This is a genomic window from Streptomyces sp. NPDC058307 (genome assembly GCF_042880295.1).
Taxonomy (GTDB): Bacteria; Actinomycetota; Actinomycetes; order Streptomycetales; family Streptomycetaceae; genus Streptomyces.
The window spans coordinates 25,273-50,696 of the sequence record NZ_JBHVYZ010000001.1 but is presented as its reverse complement, the minus strand read 5'-3'; the positions used below and the strand labels follow the sequence as shown (position 1 = coordinate 50,696).

Genomic DNA, 25,424 nt, shown 5'->3' with positions numbered 1-25,424 from the left:
AGGTCTACCGGGACGACCGCCCCCTGTCGGACTGGGCGGACACACCGGCCGGGCGGGTCTTCGTGCACCTGGTGACGCCTCCCGAGTGGCGCCGCATCACCGGCGAGGCTCCCCCGCCGTCGCCCGTGGACCGCGCGGCGTACACCCGCGCGGGGCTGCCCTGGTACGACTACTACGACCAGGACGCGGAGGACCTCGCCCCGACGGACACGCTGGAGGGCGTGAAACCGGTCGGCGAGTGGCTCGGGGACGATCACGATCCCTGGCAGCAGCCCTCGTCGCACCAGGTCACGTCGCTGGGGGACGCGCCGGGCAAGCCGGTCGAGGACGGCGACTGGTAGGGGGCGGCCGGGCTCGGGTTGCACCGGCCGGGCGATCCGGGTGAAGGTGGCTGTCCAGGCCGAGACGATCTATTACCCGGGGTGCGCAGGGATGGGCAGTGCGAACGGCGGCTGGAGCAGGCGCCGGTTCGTCGGCGCTCTCGCGGGAGCGGGCTCGGGCCTCGTCGGCTGCTCGGCGTCATCCGGACCCTCGTCGGCAGCGGCGCCCTCGGAGACTTCCCGGCCTGCCGGGACCGCCTCACCGAGTCCGAGGACGAAGACTCCGCCCTCCGCGGCTCCGACCGGTCCCCGGCCCCTCTATCTCGGCACCTACACCTCCGCCGAGGGCGGCGGCGAGGGCATCGGCGTGGCCACGTACGACGCCGGAAGCGGGCGTATCACCGGCACCGGCACGATCACCGGTGTCACCAACCCGTCGTATCTCGCGCGGCACCCCGACGGCCGCACGCTGTACGCGGTCGCCGAGCAGGACGCCGGTGCCGTGACCGCCGTACGCCTGTCCGACCGCAAGATCCTGGGGAGCCGGAGCACCGGCGGGGCGGGGCCGTGTCATCTGTCGGTGCATCCTGGCGGGCGCTGGCTGCTCAGCGCGAACTACGGCTTCGGCAGTGTGGCCGTGCATCCGATCGACTCCTCGGGAGCCCTCGGCGAACTCAGGGACCTGGTCACGCACTCCAGTCCGGCACCGGGGCCCGGCCAGGAGGGACCGCACGCCCACCAGTTCCTCACTGGTCCCGGCGGGACCCATGTGCTCGCCGTCGACCTGGGCACCGACACCGTCTACAGCTACCGACTGAACGAACGGACCGGTGCCCTGACCGAGGTCTCGCGGGCCCACACCCGAGCCGGTGCCGGACCGCGCCACCTCACCTTCCATCCCGGGGGCCGGTACGCCTATCTGGCCAACGAGGTCGACAACACGGTGGCGGTCTGCGCCTACGACCCCGGGAGCGGCCGTCTCTCCGTCGGGGCACCGCAGTCCACGGGGACGGGCTCGGGCACGAACTACCCGGCGCAGTTCCTGGTCACGGCGAACGGCTCGTACGCCTATCTCGCCAACCGGGGCCACAACAGCCTCACCCGGTACGCGGTGGAGGCGGGCGGCGCCCGGCTGAGGCTGCTGGACACTGTGCCGGTGGACGGTGACTTCCCGCGCCAGATCGCCTTCTCCCCGGACGGCAGGCTGCTGTTCGCGGCGAATCAGAGGTCCGGAACCGTCAGCGTCTTCCGCGTGGACACGGCTAGCGGTGCGCTGCGCCTGGCAGGCAAGCCGTTCGCCTCACCTGTCGCCGTCTGTGCGCTGCCGCTGTAGGGCGCGCGGGCAGGACGCGGCGCTCGCCCGGGACAGCAGGGCGTGCATGCGCTCCGTCAGCTGCGCCACGTCGTCGGCGGGCGCGTGGAAGGACAGGCGTACGTCGCCGTGGGCTCGGGCGCGCTCGATGCGCAGGGTCAGTCCGTGCCGGTCGACGGCGAGGGGCTGGACACGGACCGCGCCGTGCAGACTGTCGGGCTCGACGAGCCGGGTGAGCCGTTCGACGGCGTCCGGGTGGCAGTCGGCGAGGTGCGTGAGCAGCCGGGCCTCGGCCGTGGCGAGCGGGTCGGGCGCGGCGGCGGCGAACTCGTCGAGGTCGACGACCACAGCACCGGAGGGGCGGCGCAGCACCACGCGCGTGGGCTTGAGCTCCAGCCGGCCGTCCCCGGGGACGAACCAGCCGGCGATCCACAGCCGGGCGCGGATACGGCTGCGCAGTGGGACGGGTGCCACGTCGGCGAACTCCAGGACGGCGGACGGCTCGCCGCGGGGCGCGCAGATCGCGGCCGCGACCAGGGTGCTGTCCTCGGGCACGTCCAGCGTCACCCGCCCGTCCTCGGCGACGGCGTGCGCGCCGACGAACTCCTCACGGCCGCCCTCGGCGGTCACCGCGCAGGACCACGAGGCGGCGAGCACCGACCGGGCGTGTTCCGCCGCGGACGGCTCGGCCGTCCACGTCTGGCTGTCACCCATCCACTTCCTCCTTAGGTAAGGCTTGCCTAACCTAGCGAAGATCGGAGACGAAGCCAACCCGAAAGGGCAACGGAAGGGTCAGGGCTTGAGCACGCCGAGCAGTGCCCGTGCGCACAGATCGCGCACCTGCTCCCGTGAGAGTTCCGCGCCGCGCAGCCACTCCAGACAGACGGCCGTGGTGAAGGCCAGCCAACCGCGGACGGCCAGCTGAAGATCGGGGCGCTCCTTCGCCGGCTCACCGAACTCCGGATCCGCCGCCAGCGCGGCGAGGATCTGCCGTTCCTGTGCGGCCAGCGCCCGGTGATAGACCCGGCGCACGGCCTGGTCACCGGCGGCGTCGGCGCGATGGAAGGCGCGGAAGCCGTGCGCGTGGGCGTGGACGTACTCCAGATACGTGTCAAGCCCCGCCGTCAGCTGCTCGCGCACCGGGATGCCGGGTACGGCCGCGGTCATGGCCAGCATGCGCTCGCTCTCGCGCTCGACGACCGCGGCGAAGAAGTCCCGCTTCGTCGGGAAGTAGTGGTAGAGCAGACCGCGCGAGACACCGGCGATCTCGGCGACCTGCTCGATCCACACGTCGTCGTACGGGCTCTCCGAGAACAGCCTCGCCCCCACCGACAGGAGCTGCTCCCGGCGCTCCTCGGTGCTGAGCCTGCGGCGCGTGCGCTCGCCCTGCTTCCCGGCCATGCCCGCACTTTACTTGACGTCGGTTCAACAACGGGACCAGACTGAGGCGCGTTATTGAACCCACGTACAACGCGCTCAACTGCCGCTGGATCGAAGGAGATCTCGTCATGGCGGAGACGACGACGGCCACCCGGCCGACGGGATTTCGCAGTGCCGAGCTGGGCTGGCCCGAGCTGCACCGCATTCCGCGTCCGCCGCGTCGGCTCCCCCTGCTCGGTGACGTGCTGGGCGTCAACCGGGCCACCCCGCTCCAGGATTCGCTGCGCTTCGCCCGCCGGTTGGGGCCGATCTACCGGCGCAAGGCGTTCAACCGGGAGTTCGTGTTCGTCTGGGGCGCCGAGCTGGTCGCGGACCTGGCGGACGAGTCGCGGTTCGCCAAGCACGTGGGCCTCGGGGTGGCCAATCTGCGGCCGGTCGCCGGCGACGGGCTGTTCACCGCGTACAACCACGAGCCGAACTGGCAGCTGGCGCACGACGTGCTGGCACCGGGCTTCAGCCGGGAGGCGATGGAGGCCTACCACCCGATGATGCTGGCCGTGGCCGGACGGCTGACGGACCACTGGGACCGTGAGCAGGCGGCGGGCCGGTCGGTGGACGTGCCCGGGGACATGACCAAGCTGACCCTGGAGACCATCGCGCGCACCGGGTTCGGGCACGACTTCGGCTCCTTCGAGCGGGAGCGGCCGCATCCCTTCGTGACGGCGATGGTGGGCACCCTGACCTACGCGCAGCGCCTCAACTCCGTCCCGTTCCCCGCTCTGCTACGGCGTGCCGCGCGGGCGAACGCGGACGACATCGCCTACCTCAACCGCATGGTCGACGACCTGGTCCGGGCCCGGCGCGCGGCGGGCGGGGACGGTGACCTGCTGGACCGGATGCTGGAGACGGCCCACCCGGAGACCGGTGAGCGGCTGTCGCCGGAGAACGTCCGCCGGCAGGTCATCACCTTCCTGGTGGCCGGCCACGAGACCACGTCGGGCGCGCTCTCCTTCGCCCTGCACTACCTCTCCCGCCACCCCGAGGTCGCGGCACGCGCGCGTGCGGAGGTGGACCGTGTCTGGGGCTCCACCGATGTGCCGGGGTACGACCAGGTGGCGAAGCTTCGGTATGTGCGCCGGGTGCTGGACGAGTCGCTGCGGTTGTGGCCGACGGCGCCCGCGTTCGCCCGGGAGGCCGTCCAGGACACCGTGCTGGCCGGGCAGCACCCGATGCGCCGCGGCGCGTGGACGCTGGTGCTCACGCCGATGCTGCAGCGCGATCCCGAGGTGTGGGGCGCCGACGCCGAGCGGTTCGACCCGGACCGCTTCGACCCCAAGGCCGTACGGTCGCGTCCCCCGCATGTCTTCAAGCCGTTCGGCACCGGGGCGCGGGCCTGCATCGGGCGCCAGTTCGCGCTCCACGAGGCCACGCTCGTGCTCGGTCTGCTGCTGCGCCGCTACGAGCTGCGGGCCGACCCCGGCTACCGGCTCACCGTGACCGAGCGGCTGACGCTGATGCCGGAGGGGCTGCGGCTGCACCTGGAACGGCGGACGGGCAGTGGCGCTACGGCCGTGCACGCGGCGGATTCCGACGAGGCTCCGGCCGCCTCGGAGTCACGCTGTCCAGTGCCCAGGGCGGGTGACTGACTCCGGCAGCCTGGTGCCGGCGCTGCCGCGGGCCGCGTTGAGCTGGGGCTGGGTGAGGAAGAACGCGCCGGTCAGGTCCGCGTCCGTCAGGTCGGCGTCGCGCAGGTCGGCGCCGATCAGATCCGCGCCGCGCAGGTCGGCGCCGGTGAGGTCGGCCGCTATGAGGTAGGCGCCGCGGAGACTGGCCCCGCGCAGATCGGCGCCCTTGAGGCGGGCGCCCATCAGGTCGGCGCCCCGGCGGTTCTTCTTCTTGCCGCCGATCCCGGCCCGTACGAGGTCGCTGGTCCGCAGCAGGAGGACGTTGACCTCCTGCCGGTGCGCGGGGACGTCCAGTGCGGCGAGTTCCTCGGCTGTCCCCCGGGTCAGTGCCTCGGTCCGCTCCAGCATGCGGCGCAGGTCCGCGTGGACCGGGCGGGCGGCGGGCAGGGTGAGCGCCTCGGTGAGATACCAGAGCAGTTCGTGGAGCTGGCGTACGACCGGGAAGACGTCGAACATCCGGCGGGCGTCCTCACGCGGGCCCTTGCGCCAGTCCCGGCCGCCGAAGGTGACCTGCGAGACCTTCTGCCCGGCGCCGAAGCAGTCGTAGACCGTGCATCCGGTGAAGCCCTCGTCCCGCAGCCTCGCGTGGATACCGCACCGGTGGTCGTCCCGCAGGTTGGGACAGGGGGTGCCGGCCGGCTTGTCGCGGGCGAAGTCCGCGGAGGCGGCGAAGGGCAGGGCGACACAGCACAGGCCGAAGCACCGCGCGCAGTCGCCCCTGAGGTCGGTCATGTGTTCTTGCATCACCGCCAGCCTAACGGCCCCGGCGAACGGCCCGCCTGACAGGAACTCACCGATGGGATTCCGGCGATGTGGGGGTCTCCTCATCCAACGGAAAACAAGCTCGGCTACCACAGAGAGACCGGCCGACCGAGGCAGGAGCCGAACGCATCGAGGAGACGTCGTGTGCAGCCACCAGCCCCCGTGCCCCACCGTCGACAGTCCCGACCACCACACCGCGGTAATCGTCTCGGCCCATCCCGAACAGGGCTGGAGCCTGCTGTGCAACGGCACCATCGTCTTCGACGACACCGGTGAGCTCCTGCCGGACGGACGGGTCGTGAGCCCCCACCGCACGCCCGGGGTGCCGGCCGTGGCCGCCTGAGTCCCCACACCGGCGGGGCGGACCCTGACCTCGGGCACGTCGACGATCCCGGCCCGCCGGTGAGGACCACGGACGTATCAGCCCAGATGCCGGGCGAAGAACCGCAGCGAGTCGTCCGTCTCGAACCGCGGCAGATCTCCGTGCTTGCCGGGGTTGGCGTGCAGTGTCTTCTCGGCGGAACCGATGGCATCGAACAGCGCCAAGCTTTGGGCACGGGGCATCCGCTCGTCGTCCCACTGGACCAGAAACTGCACCGGCACGGTGATCTGCGCGGCGGTCCCGGCCAGTAGGGACGCCGCTTGCAGGCCCAGCACCGCGGCGCGGACTCGAGGTTCCGCGGCGACGAACGGCATACCCAACGCGCAGCCCAGCGACACGCCCCAATAGCCCACCGGTCCGCCGGCGATGTGGTCGAGTCGCTGGACTGCGGTCAGGACCGCCTGCCAATCCGAGACGGACTGCCCGACCATGAGCGTGTACATGGCAACGTCCAGCGCCTCCGTATCCTCTCCGGCGGCCATGCGCGCCCGGTACTCGGCCGCGATCCGGTCGAACTCCTCGTCCGTCGGCCGCTCGCCATGGTTGGGCACGTCGATCGCGGCGACCGCGAACCCGCCTTCGGCGGCGAAACGATGCGCGCGGGCCAGGATGCCGGGGGCCTTCTTGTGTTGCCCGCCACCGTGTCCCATCAGGATGAGGGGGCGAGTGCCGTGGGCGTCTTCCGGCGTCCACAGCACGCCCGGGATCTCGTCGAGGGTGAAGAGCTGTTCGGTCACACCGCCCAACGACGTCTTGGAGATGAAGCGCATGGTGCTTCGAGCCTTTCGGCGAATCTTCTGCAGGCGCCCCAATCTGTCACAGCGTTGACCGGTCTCGACTCCTCTTTGCCTGACGCGGCACTAGAAGGCCGCTGTCCGGTCTTCGCTGCGTGGGTCGCTCACCTGGTGCTCTGTGTAGAGGCCCGAGCGCGACTCACGACGCCAGGGGCGCGCGTAGGTCACCGCACCGACGGCGGCCTCGGAGCTGTCGTCGAGGTTCACGACGGCTACCGATGGCGAACCGTCCGCGGGGCACCGCGCAAGCCAGTCGCCGTTGGGAGCGACGACTCCGGTCGGTGCGGTGACGCTGTCCAGTGCCGACCCCGACACGCTGACCCAGTAGCTGTTGAACGCGGCGTGGCCTTGGACCTGGGCTTGGGCGGTGGTGTTGCCCGGCGTGCCGCTCGTGGAGAGCAGCACGCAGTCGACCTCCAGCTTCTCGTATTCCGCGAACAACTCCGGGTAGTGGATCTCCATGCCCAGCAGGCAGCCGAAGCGCACACCGTCGACCTCGAAGGTCACTGGTGAGACGCCCGGAGAGTACATGTACGAGACCTTCGTCTTCGACAGGAGACGCTCGTCGTAGCGCGTGACGACGGCGCCGCGATCGGAGATGACGTAGAGGCTGTTGTGCGGGCGGTTCGACGCGGTCAGGCGATGCACCGATGCGATCACCGTCCACAGCCGCAACTCGCGGGCCAGCTCGGCGATCGCGGCCAACTCCGACCGGAGTACGGGCCACTGGCACCGGTCCCAGTCCGCCGGGCCGAGCGTGTCCGGGCCGTCGACGGACATGACGAACTTGCCGGGAAAGCAGATCGCGCCTTCCGGAAAGTGCACGATCCTCGCTCCCTTAGCACTGGCCTCACGCATCAGAGCACGGACCTCACGCCCGCTTTCGCGCAGCGCATCGACGTCTCGGGGGTCTTCGCGTACGAGGGTCTGCGCCACGGCGAGCCGCACGCTCTTGGGATTCCTTGCTTCCGACATGACGTCTCCTGAGGGAGTCGGAAGGAAGTGCCGCAGGGCGGATGTGTAGGACTCACCGGTCTTGGCGGCGCGGGCACGCACCTGGCGCTTGAAGTTCCTACGGGCTGTCATCGCGGCCTTCCACGCCCTGAGCGACGGCTCCCCAGCAACCTCGCCCGAGGCGATCGGGCTGCGACAACGACCTGAGACGCTGGTCCCTTTGCCTCCGGCAGGAGACCGTGCTGGGGACGGTCGCGGGAGGTTCGGCGTAGGCCACGCAGTCGGTCATCATGCCGCCGCTCGCGAAATCCGTCAACATCGGCGCGGGTCAGTAGCGTTGGGCCTTCGCCAGCTTGGGCGTCAGGACCGGCTCGGCGGGCTTGCGGCTGACGGCGACCGGCTGGGCCTTCTCCCCCGGCTTCAGGTCCTCGGCGCCGACGTACCGGGTCTCCACGACCTTGCCCGACGAGTCGAGGAAGTCGACCTGGACGGCGTACGAGGCCGCCTTGTCGGTCTTGTTGGTGATGGTGACGACGACGGCGAGCAGGCCGCCGGTCCCGGAGCGCGGCTTGCCGGTCATGGTGACCTCGGACGTGGCGTTGCCCTGTCCGTCGACCTTGGCCAGTTCGGTCCGCGCGGCCTTGTTGGCGCGTTCCGTCTCGGCGGAGACGGAGGCCTCGAAGGAGGAGGCGGCCGCCGAGGCGGACGCGGCCCGTTCGGAGGCCCTGGCCCGCACCGAGGCCTTGACGGACTCGAGTGCGGAGGCCGCGTTGCCGGAGAAGGAGGCCGTGTCCGGGGCGGTCGGCGTCGGCGTCGCGGAGGACGACGAGCCCCCGGAGTCGTCGTCGCACGCCGTCAGCGTGAGCGTGCTCGCGGCGGCCAGGGCCACGGCGAGGGCGGCGATCCGGGACCGTCCGTGGGGTGACGGTGTGCTCATCGACTGACGTCCTCTCGACTCCGGCGTCGGCGCTTGATCGAAATGAACCCTATGCCGGAATTCGGAGCGAGGCATGTCGTCGCCCTCCCATGGGCCGCCCAGGCCGTCAGGCCTCGTCGCGGGCGAGGGCGAGCAGCCGGTCCAGGACGCGGGGGCCGCCCGCGCGGACGCCGTCGTGCTCGAACTCGTCCGTCACCCAGGTGCGCAGACCGCGGATCGCGCGGGCGGTGTCCAGGGAGTGGGCGGTGTCGACGTACATGTCGTCGTGGTAGACGGCGGCGGCCACCGGAACCTCGTTGGCGGCGAGCCGGGCCGGGTCGTACAGGGGCTGCCAGTCGGTGCGGGCGGCGAGGAGCTCGGCCGTCTCGCGCAGCGGCCGCAGGGCCGGGTCGCAGTCGAACAGCCAGGGATGGACGGACTCACCGGTGAACAGCAGCGGCTCGTCGCCGGCGAGGGACTTGGCCGCGTCGAACTGCGGGAACTCGGCGCGCACCCGTTCGGCCGACCAGGCGGTGGGCCGCGCGTCCTGGCCGTAGGTGGCCTCGTGGACGAGGGCGTACAGCGGGTGGGACGCGTACGACAGGTGGCTCTGGATCTCTTCCTGGAAGGCGTCGGAGAGCTCGGGTCCCCGCGGGGTGCGGACGAAGGCGTGCTCCAGGAGGTAGTGCAGGCGGTGGCTGCCCTCGCTGCCGCCGAGAAGGATGCCGAGCGACTGGAAGGCCTCGACGGTCAGCCGGTAGCCGTTCGGCAGGGTCACGTCGTGGGTCAGGAGGTGGTCGGCGATACGGCGGGCCCGCTCGACGTCCATCGGATAGCGGGCGTAGTGCGCGGCGACCTTGCGCTCCACACGCGGGTAGGCGGCCCGGTAGACGTCGTCGGCGTGGGCGTCGAGGGAGGGCAGACCGCCGGTGATGACGGCGGCGGCGAGACCCTCGGGGGCGAGGGACAGATAGGTCGTCGCGCAGAAGCCGCCGAAGCTCTGGCCGAGGACGGTCCAGGGGGCGCCGCCGGTCACCTGGGCGCGGATCGCCTCGCAGTCGCGGACGATGGAGTCGGCGCGGAAGCGGGCCAGGTAGTCGGCCTGTTCGGCGGGGCCGCCGCGCAGCGGGAGCGTCTGACGGTTGGCGGGGGTGGAGTGGCCGGTGCCGCGCTGGTCGAGCAGGAGGACGCGGTACTCCCTCAGGGCCCGGCCGAACCAGGCTCCCTTGCCGACGAAGCGGTTCGCCCCGAAGCCCGGGCCGCCCTGGAGGTAGACGAGCCACGGCAGGTTCTGGCCCGCCCTGTCGCTCGCCACGGCCTCGCGGGCGTAGAGCTCGATCGTCTCCCCGGCCGGGTCGGCGTGGTCGAGGGGGACGGTGAAGCGGCGGTCGGTGAGGACGAGGCCGGGCTGGCGGTAGGTCGCGGTCAACAGGGCTCCCGGGACGGACGGATTCTTCAGGGCGCGTCCCAGTTCAGCACAGGTTCGTCCGCCGTCCGACCCCTTCGATCATGAAATCTTACTGACTCCCGGGTCAGCGGGCCGTCAGGCTGGAGCGCCGCACCACCAGTTCGGGCTGCAGCACCACGCGACGGTGCTCGTGGCGCTTGCCGTTGGTCTCCGACTCCTCCAGGAGCAGTTCGGCGGCCAGGGCGCCCATGGTGACGGCGGGCTGGCGGACCGAGGTGAGGGGGACGGCCGCGGCGGCGGCGAACTCGATGTCGTCGTAGCCGACGATGGCGAGGTCGTCGGGGACTGTGACCCCCGCCGCGTACATGGCCTGCAGGACGCCGAGGGCGAGCAGGTCGTTGGCGCAGAAGACGGCGGTCGGGCGGTCGGCGAGGCCGAGAAGGCGGGCGCCGGCGTCCCGGCCCGCGGCCACGTCGAGCCGTTCGGTGGGCAGCTCGCGCAGGTTGTCGGGGCCCAGGCCCGCCTCGGCCAGCGCGTTGAGGGCGCCGGTGCGCCGGTCGCGGACCTGGTTGAGGCCGGGCGGGCCGCTGACGTAGGCGATGGAGCGGTGCCCCGCGTCCACGAGATGGCGCACGGCCAGGGCGCCGCCGGCCACGTCGTCGACGGAGACCGAGCACTCGGTGGTGCCCTCGGCGACCCGGTCGACGAGGACGAAGGGGATGCCGTGGCGGCGGAAGGAGTCGATGTTGCGGCCGGAGGCGTCGGTCGGGGTGAGCAGGACACCCCGGACGCGCTGCTCGGCGAAGAGGGACAGGTACTCCGCCTCCTCGCTCGCGCTCTGGGCGCTGTTGCAGACCATCACGCCGAGGCCGTCCTCGCGGGCGGCCCGCTCGGCGCCGCGCGCGACGTCGACGAAGAAGGGGTTGCCCATGTCCAGCACGAGCAGGCCCATGATCCGGCTGCGGCCCGCGCGCAGCTGACGCGCGGACTCGCTGCGGACATAGCCGAGCCGGTCTATCGCGGACAGGACGCGCGCCCGGGTCTCGGTGGCGACGGAGTCCGGACGGTTGATGACGTTCGAGACCGTGCCGACGGAGACTCCGGCGGCGCGGGCGACGTCCTTGATACCCACCGACTGGGCCATCGGGCAGAGACCTCCAAAAGACGGGGGGCGACAGGACGACCTTCACATTATCGTCGAGTCGCCCCCACACCGGTCACGATCAGGCAGGCAGTGCGAAGTCGACGACGTGGAGCGCCGAGGGGGTCGTGCCGCTCGACTTCTCCTGGTACATGAACGACAGCACGTTGTCCTGTGCGATCCGCAGCTCGTCGATCACGACCTCGCCGAAGGCGTTGAGGCCGCTGCCGTCGAAGAGGATCTTCCAGTCGGTGTAGCCGGACGCCTTGGAGGCGGCGGCGATCCGGCCGAAGGGGAAGACCGCGTAGGCGTTGTCGTACTTGTCGAGGACCAGCTTGGTGCGCTGGCTGGAGCCGAGCACGACCGGGATCTCGGTCTTCTGCCAGGTGCCCGAGGAGTTCTTGCGGACGTGGAAGGCTCGGCCGTTGGCGGTGCGGTCGGAGACGTAGTTGGTGGTGCACTGGCCGAACCGGCCGGGGACGTACGAGATGATCGCGTGCGGCAGGCCCGAGGAGTCGGTGAACTGGCTCTCCTGGTTCATCAGGGAGTGGTCCGGGTTCAGCGCGTCGATGACCAGGCCGCTGTCGGTGACGGCGACCTTGTCGGAACCGCCGGTGGTGCCGACGACGGTGCCGGCGTTGTTGCGCCAGGTGCGGCCACGGTCGTCGGAGTAGACGTAACCGGTGTCGTGGTTGGTGATGCCGCCGCTGGAGCACATCACGGCGCCGTTCTGCTCGCGCCAGGTGAAGAAGGAGTGCAGCCGGCCGTTCTTGTCGTAGTCGATGCCGTGCAGGTACATGTTGCGGGCCGTCGAGGAGCCGTGCTCGCTGGTGTAGGTGCCGGTGGAGGCGGACCACTCGCCGAGGTCGGTCCAGGCCGAACCGTCGTACTCCGCGAGGGCGTTGCGGCCGTTGCCGGATATCCCGCGCCGGTAGCTGAGCTGGAGCTTGCCGTCGGGGGTCGAGACGAATTGTGGGTAGGTGAACTGTGTCGTGAGGGCCACGCCGTCCAGGGTGGACTGGGGGGCGCCGAACCGGGCGGCGGTCCAGCTCAGTCCGGACGGGTTGTCCAGGAGGCCCGCGACCGACTTCACGTAGGTGTAGCCGTCGCTGTGGGAGTCCATGTTGAGGTGGAGGCGGCCGTCCACCTTGGAGACGCCCATGGAGATGACGTTGTGGGAGTCGCTGGTCTTCAGGGTGTGTCCGACCTGGACGGTGGACCAGGTGCTCCCACCGAGGACGCGGCGGCCGACGACGGCGTTCTTGTCGGCGGTGTACCAGACGGCGTACTGGTAGCCCTTGTAGGTCAGCAGGCCGTTCTTCTGGAACGAGTTGTTGTTGACGAGGCCGTCGTAGGAGACGAAGAAGAGGGCCTGGCTGTCGAGCGTGGTGGTGCCGGTCCGGGTGACGGAGGGGCCGGGGTCGGCGGCGCGGGCGGTGCCGCCGGTGAGCGCGGTGGTGGACATGGCGGACACGATGGCACCTGCGAGCAGCGTGCGTCTTTTCATGGTGCGGCTCCTGCGGTCCTGATGGGGCCTTACGGGGAGGGGTCAGGCGAGGTGGAACACCTCGGTGAGCGGTTTCATCGCCTCGTCGGGGCGGGCTCCGTCGAGGGACTCGAAGAACTCGCCCATCTCGGCCTGCCAGCGGGCGTTGACCTCGGTGGCTTCCATACCGGCCTTGGCGGCCTCGAAGTCCTTGGTCTCCAGATAGCCGACGAGCAGGCCGTCGTCGCGCAGGAAGAGCGAGTAGTTGTGCCAGCCGGTGGCCGAGAGTGCGTCGAGCATCTCCGGCCACACGGCGGCGTGTCGTTCGCGGTACTCGGCGAGCTTGTCCTGGCGGACCTTGAGGAGGAAACAGACGCGCTGCATGAAGTACCAGCTCCCGACAGGGACAGAGGGGACTAGAAGTTGAACTGGTCGATGTTCTTGGCGGTGAACACGGTCGGCTTGCCGAGGTTGATCACGCCGTCCTTGCCGATGGTGTACGTGGTGCCGCCGGCCTTGAAGGTCTCGCCCTCCTTGCCGGTGATCTGGCCGGAGACCAGGGCGACGGCGGTCTGGGCGGCCAGCGCGCCGAGCTTGGACGGGTCCCACAGCTCGAAGCCCTCGACGGTGCCGTTCTTGACGTACTTGCGCATGTCGTTGGGGGTGCCGAGGCCGGTCAGCTTGACCTTGCCCTTGTACTTGGAGCCGGAGAGGTACTGGGCGGCGGCCTTGATGCCGACGGTGGTCGGGGAGATGATCCCCTTCAGGTTCGGGTACTCCTGGAGCAGGCCCTGGGTCTGCTGGAAGGACTGCTGGGCGTCGTCATTGCCGTAGGCGACCTTGACGAGCTTGATGTTCTTGTACTTGTCGCCCTTCAGCTCGTCCTTCATGAAGTCGATCCAGGTGTTCTGGTTCGTCGCCGTCTGCGCGGCGGACAGGATCGCGATCTCGCCCTTGTAGCCGATCTGTTCGGCGAGCAGCTGGACCTCGGTGCGGCCCAGGTCCTCGGCGGAGGCCTGCGAGACGAAGGCGTTGCGGCAGTCGGCCTTGGTGTCGGAGTCGTAGGTGACGACCTTGATGTCGTTCTTCATGGCCTGCTTGAGGGCGGTGCACAGGGCGCCCGGGTCCTGGGCGGACACGGCCATCGCGTTCACCTGCTGCTGGGTGAGCGTGTTGACGTAGGAGACCTGCCCGGCGGTGTCGGTGGCGCTGGACGGGCCGACCTCCTTGTACTTCGAGCCCAGTTCCGTCAGGGCCGTCTCGCCGCCCTTGTCGGCGGAGGTGAAGTAGGGGTTGTTGACCTGCTTGGGCAGGAAGCCGACGGTCAGGCCCTTCTTGGTGGCCGCGTTCGGGTCCGCCTTGGCGGTGGAGGCCGCCGAGGCGCCCTCGTCCTGCACGTCCTTCTTGGTGGTGCCGCCGCACGCGGTCAGCGCGAGGGCGAGGGAGGTGCCGGCGGCGAGGGCCGCGCAGGAACGGCGGAGGGATGACTTACGCATGACGGATCTTCCTTACGAGGGTGAGCGGATACGAGGTTTCCTTGGGGCTTCCGGACCTATGCGGCCGGGGTGGGCGCCTTGGACGCCGGTGTCGAGGCGGCTCGGCGGCCGGCCCTCGCAACCGAGATCTGCCGTGCGACCCGGGGGCCGAGCACGGAGAGGACGAGGAGAACGCCGGTGACGACGATCTGGGACTGGGCGGAGACGTCCTGGAGGCTCATCACGTTCTGCAGGGCGCCGAGCAGGAAGACTCCCGCGATCGCGCCGCCGAGCGTGCCCTTGCCGCCGTCGAAGTCGATGCCGCCCAGCAACACGGCCGCCACGACGGAGAGTTCGAGTCCCGTGGCGTTGTCGTAGCGGGCGCTGGCGTAGTGCAGGGCCCAGAAGATGCCGGTGAGCGAGGCCATCAGGCCCGTCACCGTGAACAGGATCAGCTTCTGGCGCTTGACCCGGATGCCGGCGAACCGTGCCGCCTCCTCGCTCGCGCCGGTCGCGAACACCGACCGTCCGAACGGCGTGGCGTGCAGGACGACCACGGCGATCGCGAGCAGGACGAGGAAGGGCAGGAAGGCCTGCGGGATGAACGTGTCGCCGACCCGGCCCGCCGCGAAGTCCAGGTACTGGGTGGGGAAGTCGGTCACCGCGTCGGAGCCGAGCACGATCTGCGCGATGCCCCGGTAGGCGGCGAGGGTGCCGATGGTGACGGCGAGGGAGGGCAGGCCGAGCCGGGTGACGAGCAGGCCGTTGACCAGCCCGCACACCACACCGAGGACGAGGCAGATCGGGATGATCACCTCGATCGTCAAGCCCTGGTTCCACAGGGCGCCCATCACCGCGCCGGACAGCCCTGCGGTGGAGGCGACGGAGAGGTCGATCTCGCCGGAGACCACGAGCATGGTCATCGGCAGGGCGATCAGCGCGATCGGCAGGGTGTTGCCGATGAGGAAGGACAGATTGAGGGCGTTGCCGAAGCCGTCGACCGTACCGAAGGACAGCAGCAGGACCACGATCAGGAGGGCGCCGACGACTGCATCCCACCTCAACGAGGCGGACCAGCGGCTCGCACGCGTCAGGGAGTCAGGCATGGCGGGCGTTCCTCTTCTTCAGGGCGGAGGCCACGCGCAGCGCGACGATCCGGTCGACCGCGATGGCGAGGATGAGCAGGATGCCGTTGATGGCGAGCACCCAGACCGAGCTGACGCCGAGGGCGGGCAGCACGCTGTTGATCGAGGTCAGCAGGAGGGCACCGAGGGCCGCGCCGTAGACGCTGCCGGAGCCGCCGGTGAAGACGACACCGCCCACCACTACCGCGCTGACGACGGTCAGTTCGTAGCCGGTGCCGGTCCCGGAGTCGACGTTGCCGAACCGGGCCAGGTACATCGCCCCGGCGAGACCGGCGAGACCGCCGCAGAAGGTGTACGCGGCCAGGATCCGCTTGCGCACCGGGATGCCGGCGAGCCGTGCGGCCTCGGGGTTGGAACCGAGCGCGTACAGCTCGCGTCCGCTGCCGAAGTGCCTGAGGTAGTAGGCGGTGGCGACGAGTACCGCGAGTGCGATCAGGGCCAGCCAGGGCACCGCCGAGATGCCGCCGGAGCCGAAGTTCACGAAGCTGTCCGGGAGGTCGGCCGCCGTGATCTGGCGGGAGCCGACCCAGATGGAGTCGATACCCCGGATGATGTAGAGCGTGCCGAGGGTGACCACGAGCGCGGGCACCTGGCCGAGGCTGACGAGGAGGCCGTTGAGCAGGCCGAAGCCGATGCCGAGCAGGACCGCGAGCCCGATCGCCACGACGGGGTTCCCGCCGCCCTGGAGGTAGGTGCCGGCGGCGAAGGCGCTGATCCCGAGGGTGGAGCCGACCGAGAGGTCGACGTTCCTCGTGATGACGACCAGCGACTGGCCGGTGGCGACCAGCACCAGGATCGTGGCGTTCAGCAGCAGGTCCTTGATGCCCTGCTCGGTGAGGAAGTCGCTGTTCCCGATCTGGGTGACGACGATCATCACCAGGAACACGGCCAGGATGGCGAGCTCGCGCATCTTGAAGACGCGGTCGACGAGCCGGGTGGCACCGGCCTTCGGCACCTCTGCGGGCGGGGCCTGCTGGGGGGTGGTGACCGTCATGCGGCGGCCCTCCCGGTGGCTGCGGCCATCACGGTTTCCTCGGTGGCGTCGGAGCGCGGGATCTCGGCGGTGAGGCGTCCCTCGTGCATCACGAGCACGCGGTCGGCCATGCCGAGGATCTCGGGCAGGTCGGAGGAGATCATCAGGATGGCCACACCGTCGGCGGCCAGCTCGCTGAGCAGCCGGTGCACCTCGGCCTTGGTGCCGACGTCGATGCCGCGGGTCGGCTCGTCGACGATGAGCACCTTGGGGCCGGTGGCCAGCCACTTGGCGAGGACGACCTTCTGCTGGTTGCCGCCCGACAGCGTGTTGACGGTGTCGGCGATCCGGGCGTACTTCACCTGGAGCTTCACGGCCCAGTCGAGTGAACGGCTGCGTTCGGCGCCGCGGTCCATGAGGCCCGCCTTGACGGTCGTACGGAGTCCGGTGAGGCCGATGTTGCGCTCGATGGACATGTCCATCACGAGGCCCTGGGCACGCCGGTCCTCGGGGACCAGGGCGAGTCCGGCGGCCATCGCGGTGGAGGGAGCGCCGTTGACCAGCGCCTTTCCGTCCACGGAGACCTCGCCGGCGTCCCAGCGGTCGATGCCGAACACGGCTCGGGCGACTTCGGTACGGCCCGCTCCGACGAGTCCCGCGAGGCCGACGATCTCGCCCTGCCTGACCTCGAAGGAGACGTCGGTGAAGACGCCCTCCCGGGTCAGCCGGCTAACCGTGAGCGCGACCTCGCCGGGGCCTACGTCCTGTTTGGGGTACAGCTCGTCGAGGTCGCGGCCGACCATACGGCGGACGAGGTCGTCCTCGGTCATGCCCTCGATGGGCTCGCTGGCGATCCAGGCGCCGTCGCGCAGGGTGGTGACCGTCTGGCAGATCTGGAAGATCTCCTCCAGGCGGTGCGAGATGAACAGCACCGCGGCGCCCTGCTCACGGAGCGCCTTGACGACGCCGAAGAGACGCGCCACCTCGCTGCCCGTCAGGGCCGCGGTGGGCTCGTCCATGATCAGGACACGGGCCTCGAAGGACAGCGCCTTGGCGATCTCGACGATCTGCTGGTCGGCGATGGAGAGACCGCGCGCCGGGCGGTCGGGGTCGAGCTCGACCCCGAGGCGCTGCATCAGGGCCAGGGTCGCGGCGTGCGTGGCCTTGTGGTCGATCCGTCCGAGGGCACGCCGGGGCTGGCGGCCCATGAAGATGTTCTCGGCGATCGACAGGTCGGGGAAGAGCGTGGGCTCCTGGTAGATCACGGCGATTCCGGCGTCGCGGGCGTCGCCGGGGCCGTGGAAGACGACCGGCTGACCGTCGAGCAGTACCAGGCCGGTGTCCGGCCGGTGCACTCCCGCGAGGGTCTTGATGAGGGTCGACTTGCCCGCGCCGTTCTCGCCGGCGAGGGCGTGTACCTCCCCGGGAAACAGCTCCAGGGAGACGTCCCGCAGGGCGCGAACCGCGCCGAAGGACTTCGAAATGTCCCTGAGCGCGAGAACCGGGGCCGGACCCGTGGTGGACGGGTGGGTCATTGGGGGCTCCTCGACGACGCCGGCGGGACGGCCCTCTCGACGTCGTGAAAGGTTTCAACTTGGTTGCCGGGACGTTAGACATGCCGCGCATGTCACGTCAATGGGTTCGTGTCGAAAATGTTTCGATGAACTCAGGTCACAGCGGGGTCACGGGCAACAGCCTTGGTCGCAGGGGTTGACACCCTTGCGAGGCCGCCATACTTTCGCGTCTTGAATCGTTTCACAGTGAAGCTGTTCGCAAGCCCTTCGGACCCGACGTCACAGGAGCCCTCAAGTGACCGAGCTCGCCGCGGTGAAGGCCGCTCTCAAGACCCAGGCCGTCGAGACGCCGTCGTGGGCGTACGGGAACTCCGGAACCCGCTTCAAGGTCTTCGCCCAGCAGGGCGTACCGCGTACTCCGCAGGAGAAGCTGGAGGACGCGGGGCAGGTGCACGCGTTCACCGGGGTGGCCCCGACCGTCGCCCTGCACATCCCGTGGGACAAGGTCGAGGACTACGCCGCGCTGGCGAAGTTCGCCGAGGAGCGGGGCGTGAAGCTGGGCGCCATCAACTCCAACACCTTCCAGGACGACGACTACAAGCTGGGCAGCATCTGCCATCCGGACGCCTCCGTGCGCCGGAAGGCTCTCGATCATCTGCTGGAGTGCGTCGACATCATGGACGCGACCGGCTCCCAGGACCTGAAGCTCTGGTTCGCGGACGGTACGAACTATCCCGGTCAGGACGATCTGCGGGTCCGACAGGACCGGCTCGCCGAAGGTCTCTCCGAGGTGTACGACCGTCTGGGTGACGGGCAGCGCATGCTCCTTGAGTACAAGTTCTTCGAGCCGGCGTTCTACTCGACGGATGTGCCGGACTGGGGCACCGCGTACGCGCACTGCCTGAAGCTCGGCCCCAAGGCGCAGGTCGTCGTCGACACCGGGCACCACGCGCCCGGCACCAACATCGAGTTCATCGTCGCCACGCTGCTGCGGGAGGGGAAGCTCGGCGCGTTCGACTTCAACTCACGGTTCTACGCCGACGACGACCTCATGGTGGGGGCGGCCGATCCGTTCCAGCTGTTCCGGATCATGTACGAGGTCATCCGGGGCGGCGGGTTCACGCCCGACGTCGCCTTCATGCTCGACCAGTGCCACAACATCGAGGCGAAGATCCCGGCGATCATCCGGTCGGTGATGAACGTGCAGGAAGCGACGGCGAAGGCGCTGCTGGTCGACCGGGACGCGCTTGCGGTGGCTCAGCGCGAGGGTGACGTTCTTGAGGCGAACGCCGTGCTGATGGATGCGTACAACACCGATGTGCGGCCGCTGCTTGCCGAGGTGCGGGAGGAGATGGGGCTAGACGCCAATCCCATGGCTGCGTACCGGCGGTCCGGGTGGGCCGAGAAGATCATCGCCGAACGCGTTGGTGGGGAGCAGGCAGGTTGGGGCGCGTAAGCGTCTGCCGGGTTCTGTCGTACGCGGGCTGCGGGCCGGTTGTGGCTGGTCGCGCCCACGCGGCGGAGCCGCACATTGATGCAGCCCCGCGCCCCTAGGTAGGAACACTCCCCTCTCTCAAGAAGGACTGAAAGTTCATGGCTACCCACCCCGAAGCCGCCGCTCTCCTCGCCCGGTCCCGTCGGCTTGGCTCCGATCCCCGTAACACCAACTACGCCGGCGGCAACGCCTCCGCCAAGGGCACCGACACCGACCCCGTCACCGGTGGTGATGTCGAGCTGATGTGGGTCAAAGGGTCCGGGGGTGACCTCGGGACGCTGACCGAGGCGGGGCTGGCCGTGTTGCGGCTGGACCGGATGCGGGCGCTCGTCGACGTGTACCCCGGGGTCGAGCGCGAGGACGAGATGGTCGCCGCGTTCGACTACTGCCTGCACGGCAAGGGCGGGGCGGCTCCCTCCATCGACACCGCCATGCACGGGCTCGTCGAGGCCGCACATGTCGATCACCTGCACCCCGACTCCGGTATCGCGCTCGCCTGCGCCGCCGACGGGGAGAAGCTGACCGCCGAGTGTTTCGGGGACACCGTCGCCTGGGTGCCGTGGCGGCGGCCCGGGTTCCAGCTGGGGCTGGACATCGCCGCCATCAAGGCCGCCAACCCGCAGGCGATCGGGGTCGTGCTCGGTGGGCACGGGATCACCGCCTGGGGCGACACCTCCGAGGAGTGCGAGCGGAACTCGCTGCACATCATCCGCACGGCGGAGGCGTTTCTCGCCGAGCGGGGGAAGCCGGAGCCGTTCGGTCCGGTGATCGACGGCTACGCGGCCCTGGAGCCCTTGGAGCGGCGCGCACGGGCCGCCGCTCTCGCCCCGCACGTCCGTGCCCTCGCCTCCCAGGACAAGCCGCAGGTCGGGCACTTCAACGACGCGGAGCCGGTGCTCGAATTCCTGGCCCGGGCCGAGCACCCCCGGCTCGCCGCGCTCGGCACTTCCTGCCCCGACCACTTCCTGCGGACCAAGGTACGGCCGCTCGTCCTGGACCTGCCGCCGACGGCCCCTCTGGAGGAGGCCGTCGCGCGACTCGGGGAACTGCACGCCGAGTACCGGGATGAATACGCCGCCTACTACCAGCGGCACGCCCTGCCCGACTCCCCCGCCATGCGCGGTGCCGACCCGGCGATCGTGCTGATCCCGGGTGTCGGCATGTTCTCCTTCGGCAAGGACAAGCAGACCGCCCGGGTCGCCGGTGAGTTCTACGTCAACGCGATCAACGTGATGCGGGGCGCCGAGGCCGTCTCCTCCTACGCCCCGATCGAGGAGTCCGAGAAGTTCCGCATCGAGTACTGGGCGCTGGAGGAGGCGAAGCTTCAGCGGATGCCGAAGCCCAAGCCGCTCGCCACGCGGGTCGCTCTGGTGACGGGCGCGGGCAGCGGGATCGGCAAGGCCATCGCGCAGCGCCTGGTCGCCGAGGGCGCGTGTGTCGTCGTCGCGGACCTCAACGCGGAGAACGCCTCGGCGGTCGCCGAGGAGCTCGGCGGGCCCGACAAGGCCGTCGCCGTGACCGTCGACGTCACCTCCGAGGAGCAGATCGCCGAGTCGTTCCGGGCCGCGGTGCTGGCCTTCGGCGGTGTGGACCTCGTGGTCAACAACGCCGGCATCTCCATCTCCAAGCCGCTCCTGGAGACCTCCGCCAAGGACTGGGACCTCCAGCACGACATCATGGCGCGCGGTTCGTTCCTGGTGTCGCGGGAGGCGGCCCGGGTGATGATCGCGCAGAAGCTGGGCGGCGACATCGTCTACATCGCCTCCAAGAACGCCGTGTTCGCCGGCCCCAACAACATCGCGTACTCCGCCACCAAGGCCGACCAGGCCCACCAGGTGCGGCTGCTGGCGGCCGAGCTGGGTGAGCACGGAATCCGCGTCAACGGCGTCAACCCCGACGGTGTGGTGCGTGGCTCCGGCATCTTCGCCGGTGGGTGGGGCGCCAAGCGGGCGGCCGTGTACGGCGTCGAGGAGGAGAAGCTCGGCGAGTTCTACGCCCAGCGGACCATCCTCAAGCGCGAGGTGCTCCCCGAGCACGTGGCCAACGCCGTGTTCGCCCTGACCGGTGGGGAGTTGACCCACACCACCGGTCTGCACGTCCCCGTCGACGCCGGCGTCGCGGCCGCCTTCCTGCGATGAGCGCGAGCGTGAAGTCGTACGCCGCGGTCGACCTCGGCGCGTCCAGCGGACGTGTCATGGTCGGCCGCGTCGGCCCCGACAGCCTGGAGCTGTCGGAGGCACACCGGTTCGCGAACCGGCCGGTCAGGGTCCCGGAGGGCCTGCGCTGGGACATCCTCTCGCTCTACGGCGGTGTCCTGGACGGGCTCAAGGCGGCCGGTCAGGTCGACTCCGTCGGCATCGACAGCTGGGCCGTGGACTACGGACTGCTGGACGCCGACGGGGCCCTGCTCGGCAACCCGGTGCACTACCGGGACTCCCGTACCGAGGGGGTCGCGCAGAAGGTGTGGGCGACCGTGCCCGCACCCGAGCTCTACGCGGCGACCGGCTTGCAGTACGCCCCCTTCAACACCCTGTATCAGCTCGTCGCCGACCGACTCACCGGCGCGCAACGGCTGTTGCTGATTCCCGACCTGCTCACCTACTGGCTGACCGGCGAGCAGGGCACCGAGCTGACCAACGCCTCGACCACCCAGCTGATCGATCCCCGGACGCGCGCGTGGTCGTACGACATCGCCGAGCGGGTCGGGATCGACCTGGACCTGTTCGCGCCGCTGCGGCAGCCGGGCGATCCGGCGGGCCAGCTGCGGCCCGAGGTGCTGGAGGAGACGGGGCTGCGCGGACCCGTGCCGGTGACGGCCGTCGGGTCGCACGACACCGCCTCCGCGGTGGCCGCCGTGCCCGCGTCCGGTGAGCGGTTCGCCTACATCTGCACCGGCACCTGGTCCCTGGCGGGCCTGGAGCTCGACGCGCCGGTGCTGACGGAGGAGAGCCGGGCCGTCAACTTCACCAATGAGCTGGGGCTGGACGGCACGGTCCGGTATCTGCGGAACATCATGGGGCTGTGGCTGCTCCAGGAGTGCGTACGGGCCTGGGGCGACCCGGATCTGGGCGAGCTGCTGCTGGAGGCGGCCAAGGTGCCGGCGCTGCGGGCGGTGGTGGACGCGGGGGACGCGAGGTTCCTCGCGCCGGGCCGGATGCCGGAGCGGATCGCCGGCGCGTGCCGCGCCTCGGGACAGCCTGTGCCCGAGTCGCCCGCGGAGATCACGCGCTGCATTCTCGACTCGCTGGCCCTGGCCCACCGCAAGGCGGTCGAGGAGGCGCAGCGGCTGGCCGACCATCCCGTGGACGTCGTGTACGTCGTCGGGGGCGGGACGCGCAACGCCCTGCTGTGCCAGCTGACCGCCGACGCCTGCGGGCTGCCGGTGGTGGCGGGGCCGACCGAGGCGGCCGCGCTCGGGAACGTCCTGGTCCAGGCGCGGGCCCACGGCCTGGTGGGCGACCTCGCGGGCGGGCGCGAGCTGCTCACCCGTACGCAGCCGCTCACGCGGTACGAGCCGCGGGGCGACACCGCTCGCTGGCGCGCGGCGCAGGATCGGCTCGCCGGGGCCTGACCCGGGTCTCGCCCGGGGCTCGCGCCCGGACTACGCTTCACTCATCCGATGACCGACCACAAGGAGCCGCGATGCGTGTCGCTCTGTTCCTGACCTGTGTCAACGACACGCTCTATCCGGACACCGGGCGCGCTGTGGTGAAACTGCTGACCAGGCTGGGCGTGGACGTCGACTTCCCGATGTCCCAGACCTGCTGCGGGCAGGCGCACTACAACACCGGCTACCGGCATGAGGCGGAACCGCTGGCCCGGCATTTCTCCGATGTCTTCCGGGACTACGAGGCGATCGTGACGCCGTCCGGCTCCTGCGGGGCGATGGTGCGGGAGCTGTATCCGCGGATGGGTGAGCGGGCCCGGGCCGAGGGGCGCGGGGAGAGCCTCGCGGCCACGCTGGCGCCCGTGGTGCCGAAGACGTACGAGCTCACGGAGTTCCTGGTGGACGTGCTGGGGGTGACGGACGTCGGGGCGTACTACCCGCACACGGTGACGTACCACCCGACCTGTCACGGACTGCGGAGCCTCGGGCTCGGTGACCGGCCCCGGCGGCTGCTCCAGGCGGTCAAGGGCCTGGAGCTGAAGGAGCTTCCGGGCGCCGACGAGTGCTGCGGCTTCGGCGGCACCTTCGCGCTGAAGAACGCCGATGTCTCGGCGGCGATGGGCACGGACAAGGTGCGCAACGCCGAGTCGACGGGCGCGGAGGTGCTGTGCGCGGCCGACAACTCGTGCCTCATGCACATCGGCGGCACGATGGGCCGGCTGGAGTCGGCCATGCGGCCGGTGCACATCGCGGAGATCCTGGCGAGCACGGAGGAGGAACCGGCCGTATGAGCGGGACGTTCGTAGGGATGCCGGCCTTCCCCGAGGCCGCGCACGAAGCCGTCAACAACAAGACGCTGCGCGGCAATCTGCGCCACGCCACGCACACCATCCGCGCCAAGCGGGAGAAGGCCGTCGCCGAGGTCTCCGACTGGGCGGAGCTGCGCGAGGCGGGCAAGCAGATCAAGGACCACACACTGCGCCATCTCGACCGCTACCTCGTGCAGTTGGAGGAGTCGGTCACGGCGGTGGGCGGCACCGTCCACTGGGCCGCTGACGCCGACGAGGCCAACGAGATCGTGACCAAGCTCGTCAAGATGACCGGCGAGTCGGAGGTCGTCAAGGTCAAGTCGATGGCCACGCAGGAGATCGGGCTCAACGAGGCGCTGGAGGCCGAGGGCATCCGGGCCTACGAGACCGATCTCGCCGAGCTGATCGTGCAGTTGGGCAAGGACCGGCCCTCGCACATCCTCGTCCCGGCCATCCACCGCAACCGGGGTGAGATCCGGGACATCTTCACGCGCGAGATGAGCGAGTGGGGCCGCCCGGCCCCCGAGGGCCTCACCGACACGCCCGCCGAACTGGCCGAGGCGGCACGGCTGCACCTGCGGGAGAAGTTCCTGCGCGCCAAGGTCGGCGTCTCCGGCGCCAACTTCATGGTCGCCGACACCGGCACCCTGGTGGTCGTGGAGTCCGAGGGCAACGGACGGATGTGTCTGACCCTGCCCGAGACACTGATCTCGGTCGTCGGCATCGAGAAGATCGTGCCGAGCTGGCAGGACCTGGAGGTCTTCCTCCAGACGCTGCCGCGCTCCTCGACCGCCGAGCGCATGAACCCGTACACCTCCACATGGACCGGCACCACCGACGAGGACGGCCCGCAGACCTTCCATCTCGTACTGCTCGACAACGGCCGCTCCGACACCCTCGCCGACGAGGTCGGCCGCCAGGCCCTGCGCTGCATCCGCTGCTCGGCGTGCCTGAACGTCTGCCCGGTGTACGAGCGGGCCGGCGGACACGCCTACGGCTCGGTCTACCCGGGCCCGATCGGCGCGATTCTCAGCCCCCAGCTCCGGGGTACGGCAAGCGAGATCGACGCCTCACTGCCGTACGCGTCGAGTCTCTGCGGGGCCTGCTACGAGGTCTGCCCGGTCGCCATCGACATCCCCGAGGTGCTGGTGCATCTGCGGGAACGGGTCGTGCAGGGCGGGCCGGTGGTCCGCGAGGGCAACAAGGTGGTGCTCAAGCCCGCCAAGGGGCACGCGGCCGAGCGGGCGGCGATGCGGGCGGCCCGCTGGGCGTTCTCCCATCCCGGTGTCCTGCGCACCGGCCAGCGGGCGGCCTCGCGGACCCGGCGTGTCCATCCACGCACACTGCCGGGCCCCGGCAAGGCGTGGAGCGGCACCAGGGACCTGCCGCCCGTGCCCGCGGAACCGTTCCGCGACTGGTGGCAGCGCACAGGCGGCGGCAAGGAGGACGGCAAGTGAGCAGCAGGGAACGGATCCTGGGCCGGGTGCGGCGCGCGCTGGCCGATGCCCCGGCCGAGGATGCCCCGATCGAGCGGGCCTATCTGCGGGAACACGGCGACCGGAGCGTCGAGGAGACCGTGGAGCTGCTGGCCGAGAACCTGGCCGACTACCGGGCCATAGTGCACCGCTGCACGGCGGCCGACCTGCCGGCGACGCTGGCCGGGATGCTGGCGGCCCGGGGATCGAAGACGGTCCTCGTGCCGCCCGGACTGGAGCGGTCCTGGCTGGCGGACGCGGACACCGAACAGATCCCGGACCGGGTCGACAGTACCCCGGACGAGCTGGACCGGATCGACAGTGTGGTCACGGCGTGCGCGGTGGCCGTCGCCGAGACCGGCACCATCGTCCTGGACGGCGGCCCGGACCA

At 70.4% G+C, this 25,424-nt stretch carries 22 protein-coding genes and 2 pseudogenes; 10 read left to right on the top strand and 14 right to left on the bottom strand.

Features of this window, described 5'->3' with window-relative positions:
* Positions 1-341, top strand: a pseudogene (locus ACFVYN_RS00220) (hypothetical protein); the annotation flags it as partial.
* Positions 342-432: 91 nt separating this feature from the next.
* Positions 433-1,653: a lactonase family protein gene (locus tag ACFVYN_RS00215; protein WP_389990402.1), complete on the top strand. Its 1,221-nt coding sequence runs from the start codon at positions 433-435 to the stop codon at positions 1,651-1,653.
* Here the strand turns inward: ACFVYN_RS00215 and ACFVYN_RS00210 are convergent.
* On the bottom strand, positions 1,621-2,346 hold the full coding sequence (locus ACFVYN_RS00210; protein WP_389990400.1) for a DUF2470 domain-containing protein: 726 nt from the start codon (positions 2,344-2,346) through the stop codon (positions 1,621-1,623). The genes ACFVYN_RS00215 and ACFVYN_RS00210 overlap by 33 nt on opposite strands.
* A 78-nt stretch (positions 2,347-2,424) precedes the next feature.
* Positions 2,425-3,033, bottom strand: a complete 609-nt coding sequence (locus ACFVYN_RS00205) for a TetR/AcrR family transcriptional regulator (RefSeq protein WP_389990398.1) — start codon at positions 3,031-3,033, stop codon at positions 2,425-2,427.
* A 107-nt stretch (positions 3,034-3,140) separates the two neighbouring features.
* Between ACFVYN_RS00205 and ACFVYN_RS00200 the strand changes: the two genes are divergently transcribed.
* The gene (locus tag ACFVYN_RS00200) at positions 3,141-4,658 is read left to right on the top strand and encodes a cytochrome P450 (RefSeq protein ID WP_389990396.1); all 1,518 of its coding nucleotides are present in this window, start codon (positions 3,141-3,143) and stop codon (positions 4,656-4,658) included.
* Here ACFVYN_RS00200 and ACFVYN_RS00195 read toward each other — a convergent pair.
* Complete coding sequence (locus ACFVYN_RS00195) at positions 4,626-5,429, bottom strand: pentapeptide repeat-containing protein (protein ID WP_389990394.1); 804 nt, start codon at positions 5,427-5,429, stop codon at positions 4,626-4,628. The two genes, ACFVYN_RS00200 and ACFVYN_RS00195, sit on opposite strands and share 33 nt — an antisense overlap.
* A gap of 172 nt (positions 5,430-5,601) precedes the next feature.
* Here ACFVYN_RS00195 and ACFVYN_RS00190 point away from each other — a divergent pair, with 172 nt between their 5' ends.
* Positions 5,602-5,802, top strand: a complete 201-nt coding sequence (locus tag ACFVYN_RS00190) for a DUF5999 family protein (protein ID WP_389990392.1) — start codon at positions 5,602-5,604, stop codon at positions 5,800-5,802.
* Between the two features lie 77 nt (positions 5,803-5,879).
* On the opposite strand, the gene ACFVYN_RS00185 is transcribed toward ACFVYN_RS00190, so the two are convergent.
* The 11 genes from ACFVYN_RS00185 to ACFVYN_RS00135 all read right to left on the bottom strand — a co-directional run bounded on the left by ACFVYN_RS00185 (position 5,880) and on the right by ACFVYN_RS00135 (position 17,668).
* Complete coding sequence (locus ACFVYN_RS00185; RefSeq protein ID WP_389990390.1) at positions 5,880-6,611, bottom strand: dienelactone hydrolase family protein; 732 nt, start codon at positions 6,609-6,611, stop codon at positions 5,880-5,882.
* Positions 6,612-6,701: 90 nt separating this feature from the next.
* Positions 6,702-7,583, bottom strand: coding sequence for a carbon-nitrogen hydrolase family protein (locus ACFVYN_RS00180; RefSeq protein WP_389990388.1), 882 nt, complete (start codon positions 7,581-7,583; stop codon positions 6,702-6,704).
* Between the two features lie 334 nt (positions 7,584-7,917).
* The gene (locus ACFVYN_RS00175) at positions 7,918-8,526 is read right to left on the bottom strand and encodes an FxLYD domain-containing protein (RefSeq protein ID WP_389990386.1); all 609 of its coding nucleotides are present in this window, start codon (positions 8,524-8,526) and stop codon (positions 7,918-7,920) included.
* 106 nt (positions 8,527-8,632) lie between these two features.
* Positions 8,633-9,934, bottom strand: coding sequence for an alpha/beta fold hydrolase (locus ACFVYN_RS00170; RefSeq protein ID WP_389990384.1), 1,302 nt, complete (start codon positions 9,932-9,934; stop codon positions 8,633-8,635).
* Positions 9,935-10,037: 103 nt separating this feature from the next.
* Positions 10,038-11,057, bottom strand: coding sequence for a LacI family DNA-binding transcriptional regulator (locus ACFVYN_RS00165; protein WP_389990382.1), 1,020 nt, complete (start codon positions 11,055-11,057; stop codon positions 10,038-10,040).
* A 79-nt stretch (positions 11,058-11,136) separates the two neighbouring features.
* Complete coding sequence (locus ACFVYN_RS00160) at positions 11,137-12,561, bottom strand: BNR repeat-containing protein (protein ID WP_389990380.1); 1,425 nt, start codon at positions 12,559-12,561, stop codon at positions 11,137-11,139.
* Positions 12,562-12,603: 42 nt separating this feature from the next.
* Positions 12,604-12,924: an L-rhamnose mutarotase gene (locus tag ACFVYN_RS00155; protein WP_389990378.1), complete on the bottom strand. Its 321-nt coding sequence runs from the start codon at positions 12,922-12,924 to the stop codon at positions 12,604-12,606.
* Positions 12,925-12,956: 32 nt separating this feature from the next.
* Complete coding sequence (rhaS, locus tag ACFVYN_RS00150) at positions 12,957-14,036, bottom strand: rhamnose ABC transporter substrate-binding protein (RefSeq protein ID WP_389990376.1); 1,080 nt, start codon at positions 14,034-14,036, stop codon at positions 12,957-12,959.
* A 56-nt stretch (positions 14,037-14,092) separates the two neighbouring features.
* Entirely contained in the window at positions 14,093-15,121 is a 1,029-nt protein-coding gene (locus ACFVYN_RS00145; RefSeq protein ID WP_389990374.1) for an ABC transporter permease, read from the bottom strand.
* A complete protein-coding gene (locus ACFVYN_RS00140; protein WP_389990372.1) occupies positions 15,114-16,154 on the bottom strand; it encodes an ABC transporter permease in 1,041 nt (346 codons plus the stop codon). Before ACFVYN_RS00140 ends, ACFVYN_RS00145 begins: the two co-directional genes overlap by 8 nt.
* Positions 16,151-17,668, bottom strand: coding sequence for a sugar ABC transporter ATP-binding protein (locus ACFVYN_RS00135; RefSeq protein WP_389990370.1), 1,518 nt, complete (start codon positions 17,666-17,668; stop codon positions 16,151-16,153). Before ACFVYN_RS00135 ends, ACFVYN_RS00140 begins: the two co-directional genes overlap by 4 nt.
* A 274-nt stretch (positions 17,669-17,942) precedes the next feature.
* Between ACFVYN_RS00135 and rhaI the strand changes: the two genes are divergently transcribed.
* From rhaI to ACFVYN_RS00105, 6 genes and pseudogenes are all read left to right on the top strand, one after another.
* Entirely contained in the window at positions 17,943-19,103 is a 1,161-nt protein-coding gene (gene rhaI / locus ACFVYN_RS00130) for an L-rhamnose isomerase (protein WP_389990368.1), read from the top strand.
* Between the two features lie 137 nt (positions 19,104-19,240).
* Positions 19,241-21,280: a bifunctional aldolase/short-chain dehydrogenase gene (locus ACFVYN_RS00125; protein WP_389990366.1), complete on the top strand. Its 2,040-nt coding sequence runs from the start codon at positions 19,241-19,243 to the stop codon at positions 21,278-21,280.
* A complete protein-coding gene (locus tag ACFVYN_RS00120) occupies positions 21,277-22,713 on the top strand; it encodes a rhamnulokinase family protein (protein WP_389990364.1) in 1,437 nt (478 codons plus the stop codon). The genes ACFVYN_RS00125 and ACFVYN_RS00120 overlap by 4 nt, the downstream gene beginning before the upstream one ends.
* Before the next feature lie 71 nt (positions 22,714-22,784).
* Positions 22,785-23,540 carry a (Fe-S)-binding protein gene (locus tag ACFVYN_RS00115; RefSeq protein ID WP_389990362.1) on the top strand — a complete coding sequence of 252 codons (756 nt, stop codon included), beginning with the start codon at positions 22,785-22,787 and terminating at the stop codon, positions 23,538-23,540.
* Positions 23,537-25,015 (top strand): LutB/LldF family L-lactate oxidation iron-sulfur protein, encoded by a 1,479-nt coding sequence (locus ACFVYN_RS00110; RefSeq protein ID WP_389990360.1) that lies wholly within the window; start codon positions 23,537-23,539, stop codon positions 25,013-25,015. Before ACFVYN_RS00115 ends, ACFVYN_RS00110 begins: the two co-directional genes overlap by 4 nt.
* Positions 25,012-25,424 (top strand): annotated as a pseudogene (locus ACFVYN_RS00105) (lactate utilization protein C); the annotation flags it as partial. The gene ACFVYN_RS00110 and the pseudogene ACFVYN_RS00105, both read left to right, overlap by 4 nt.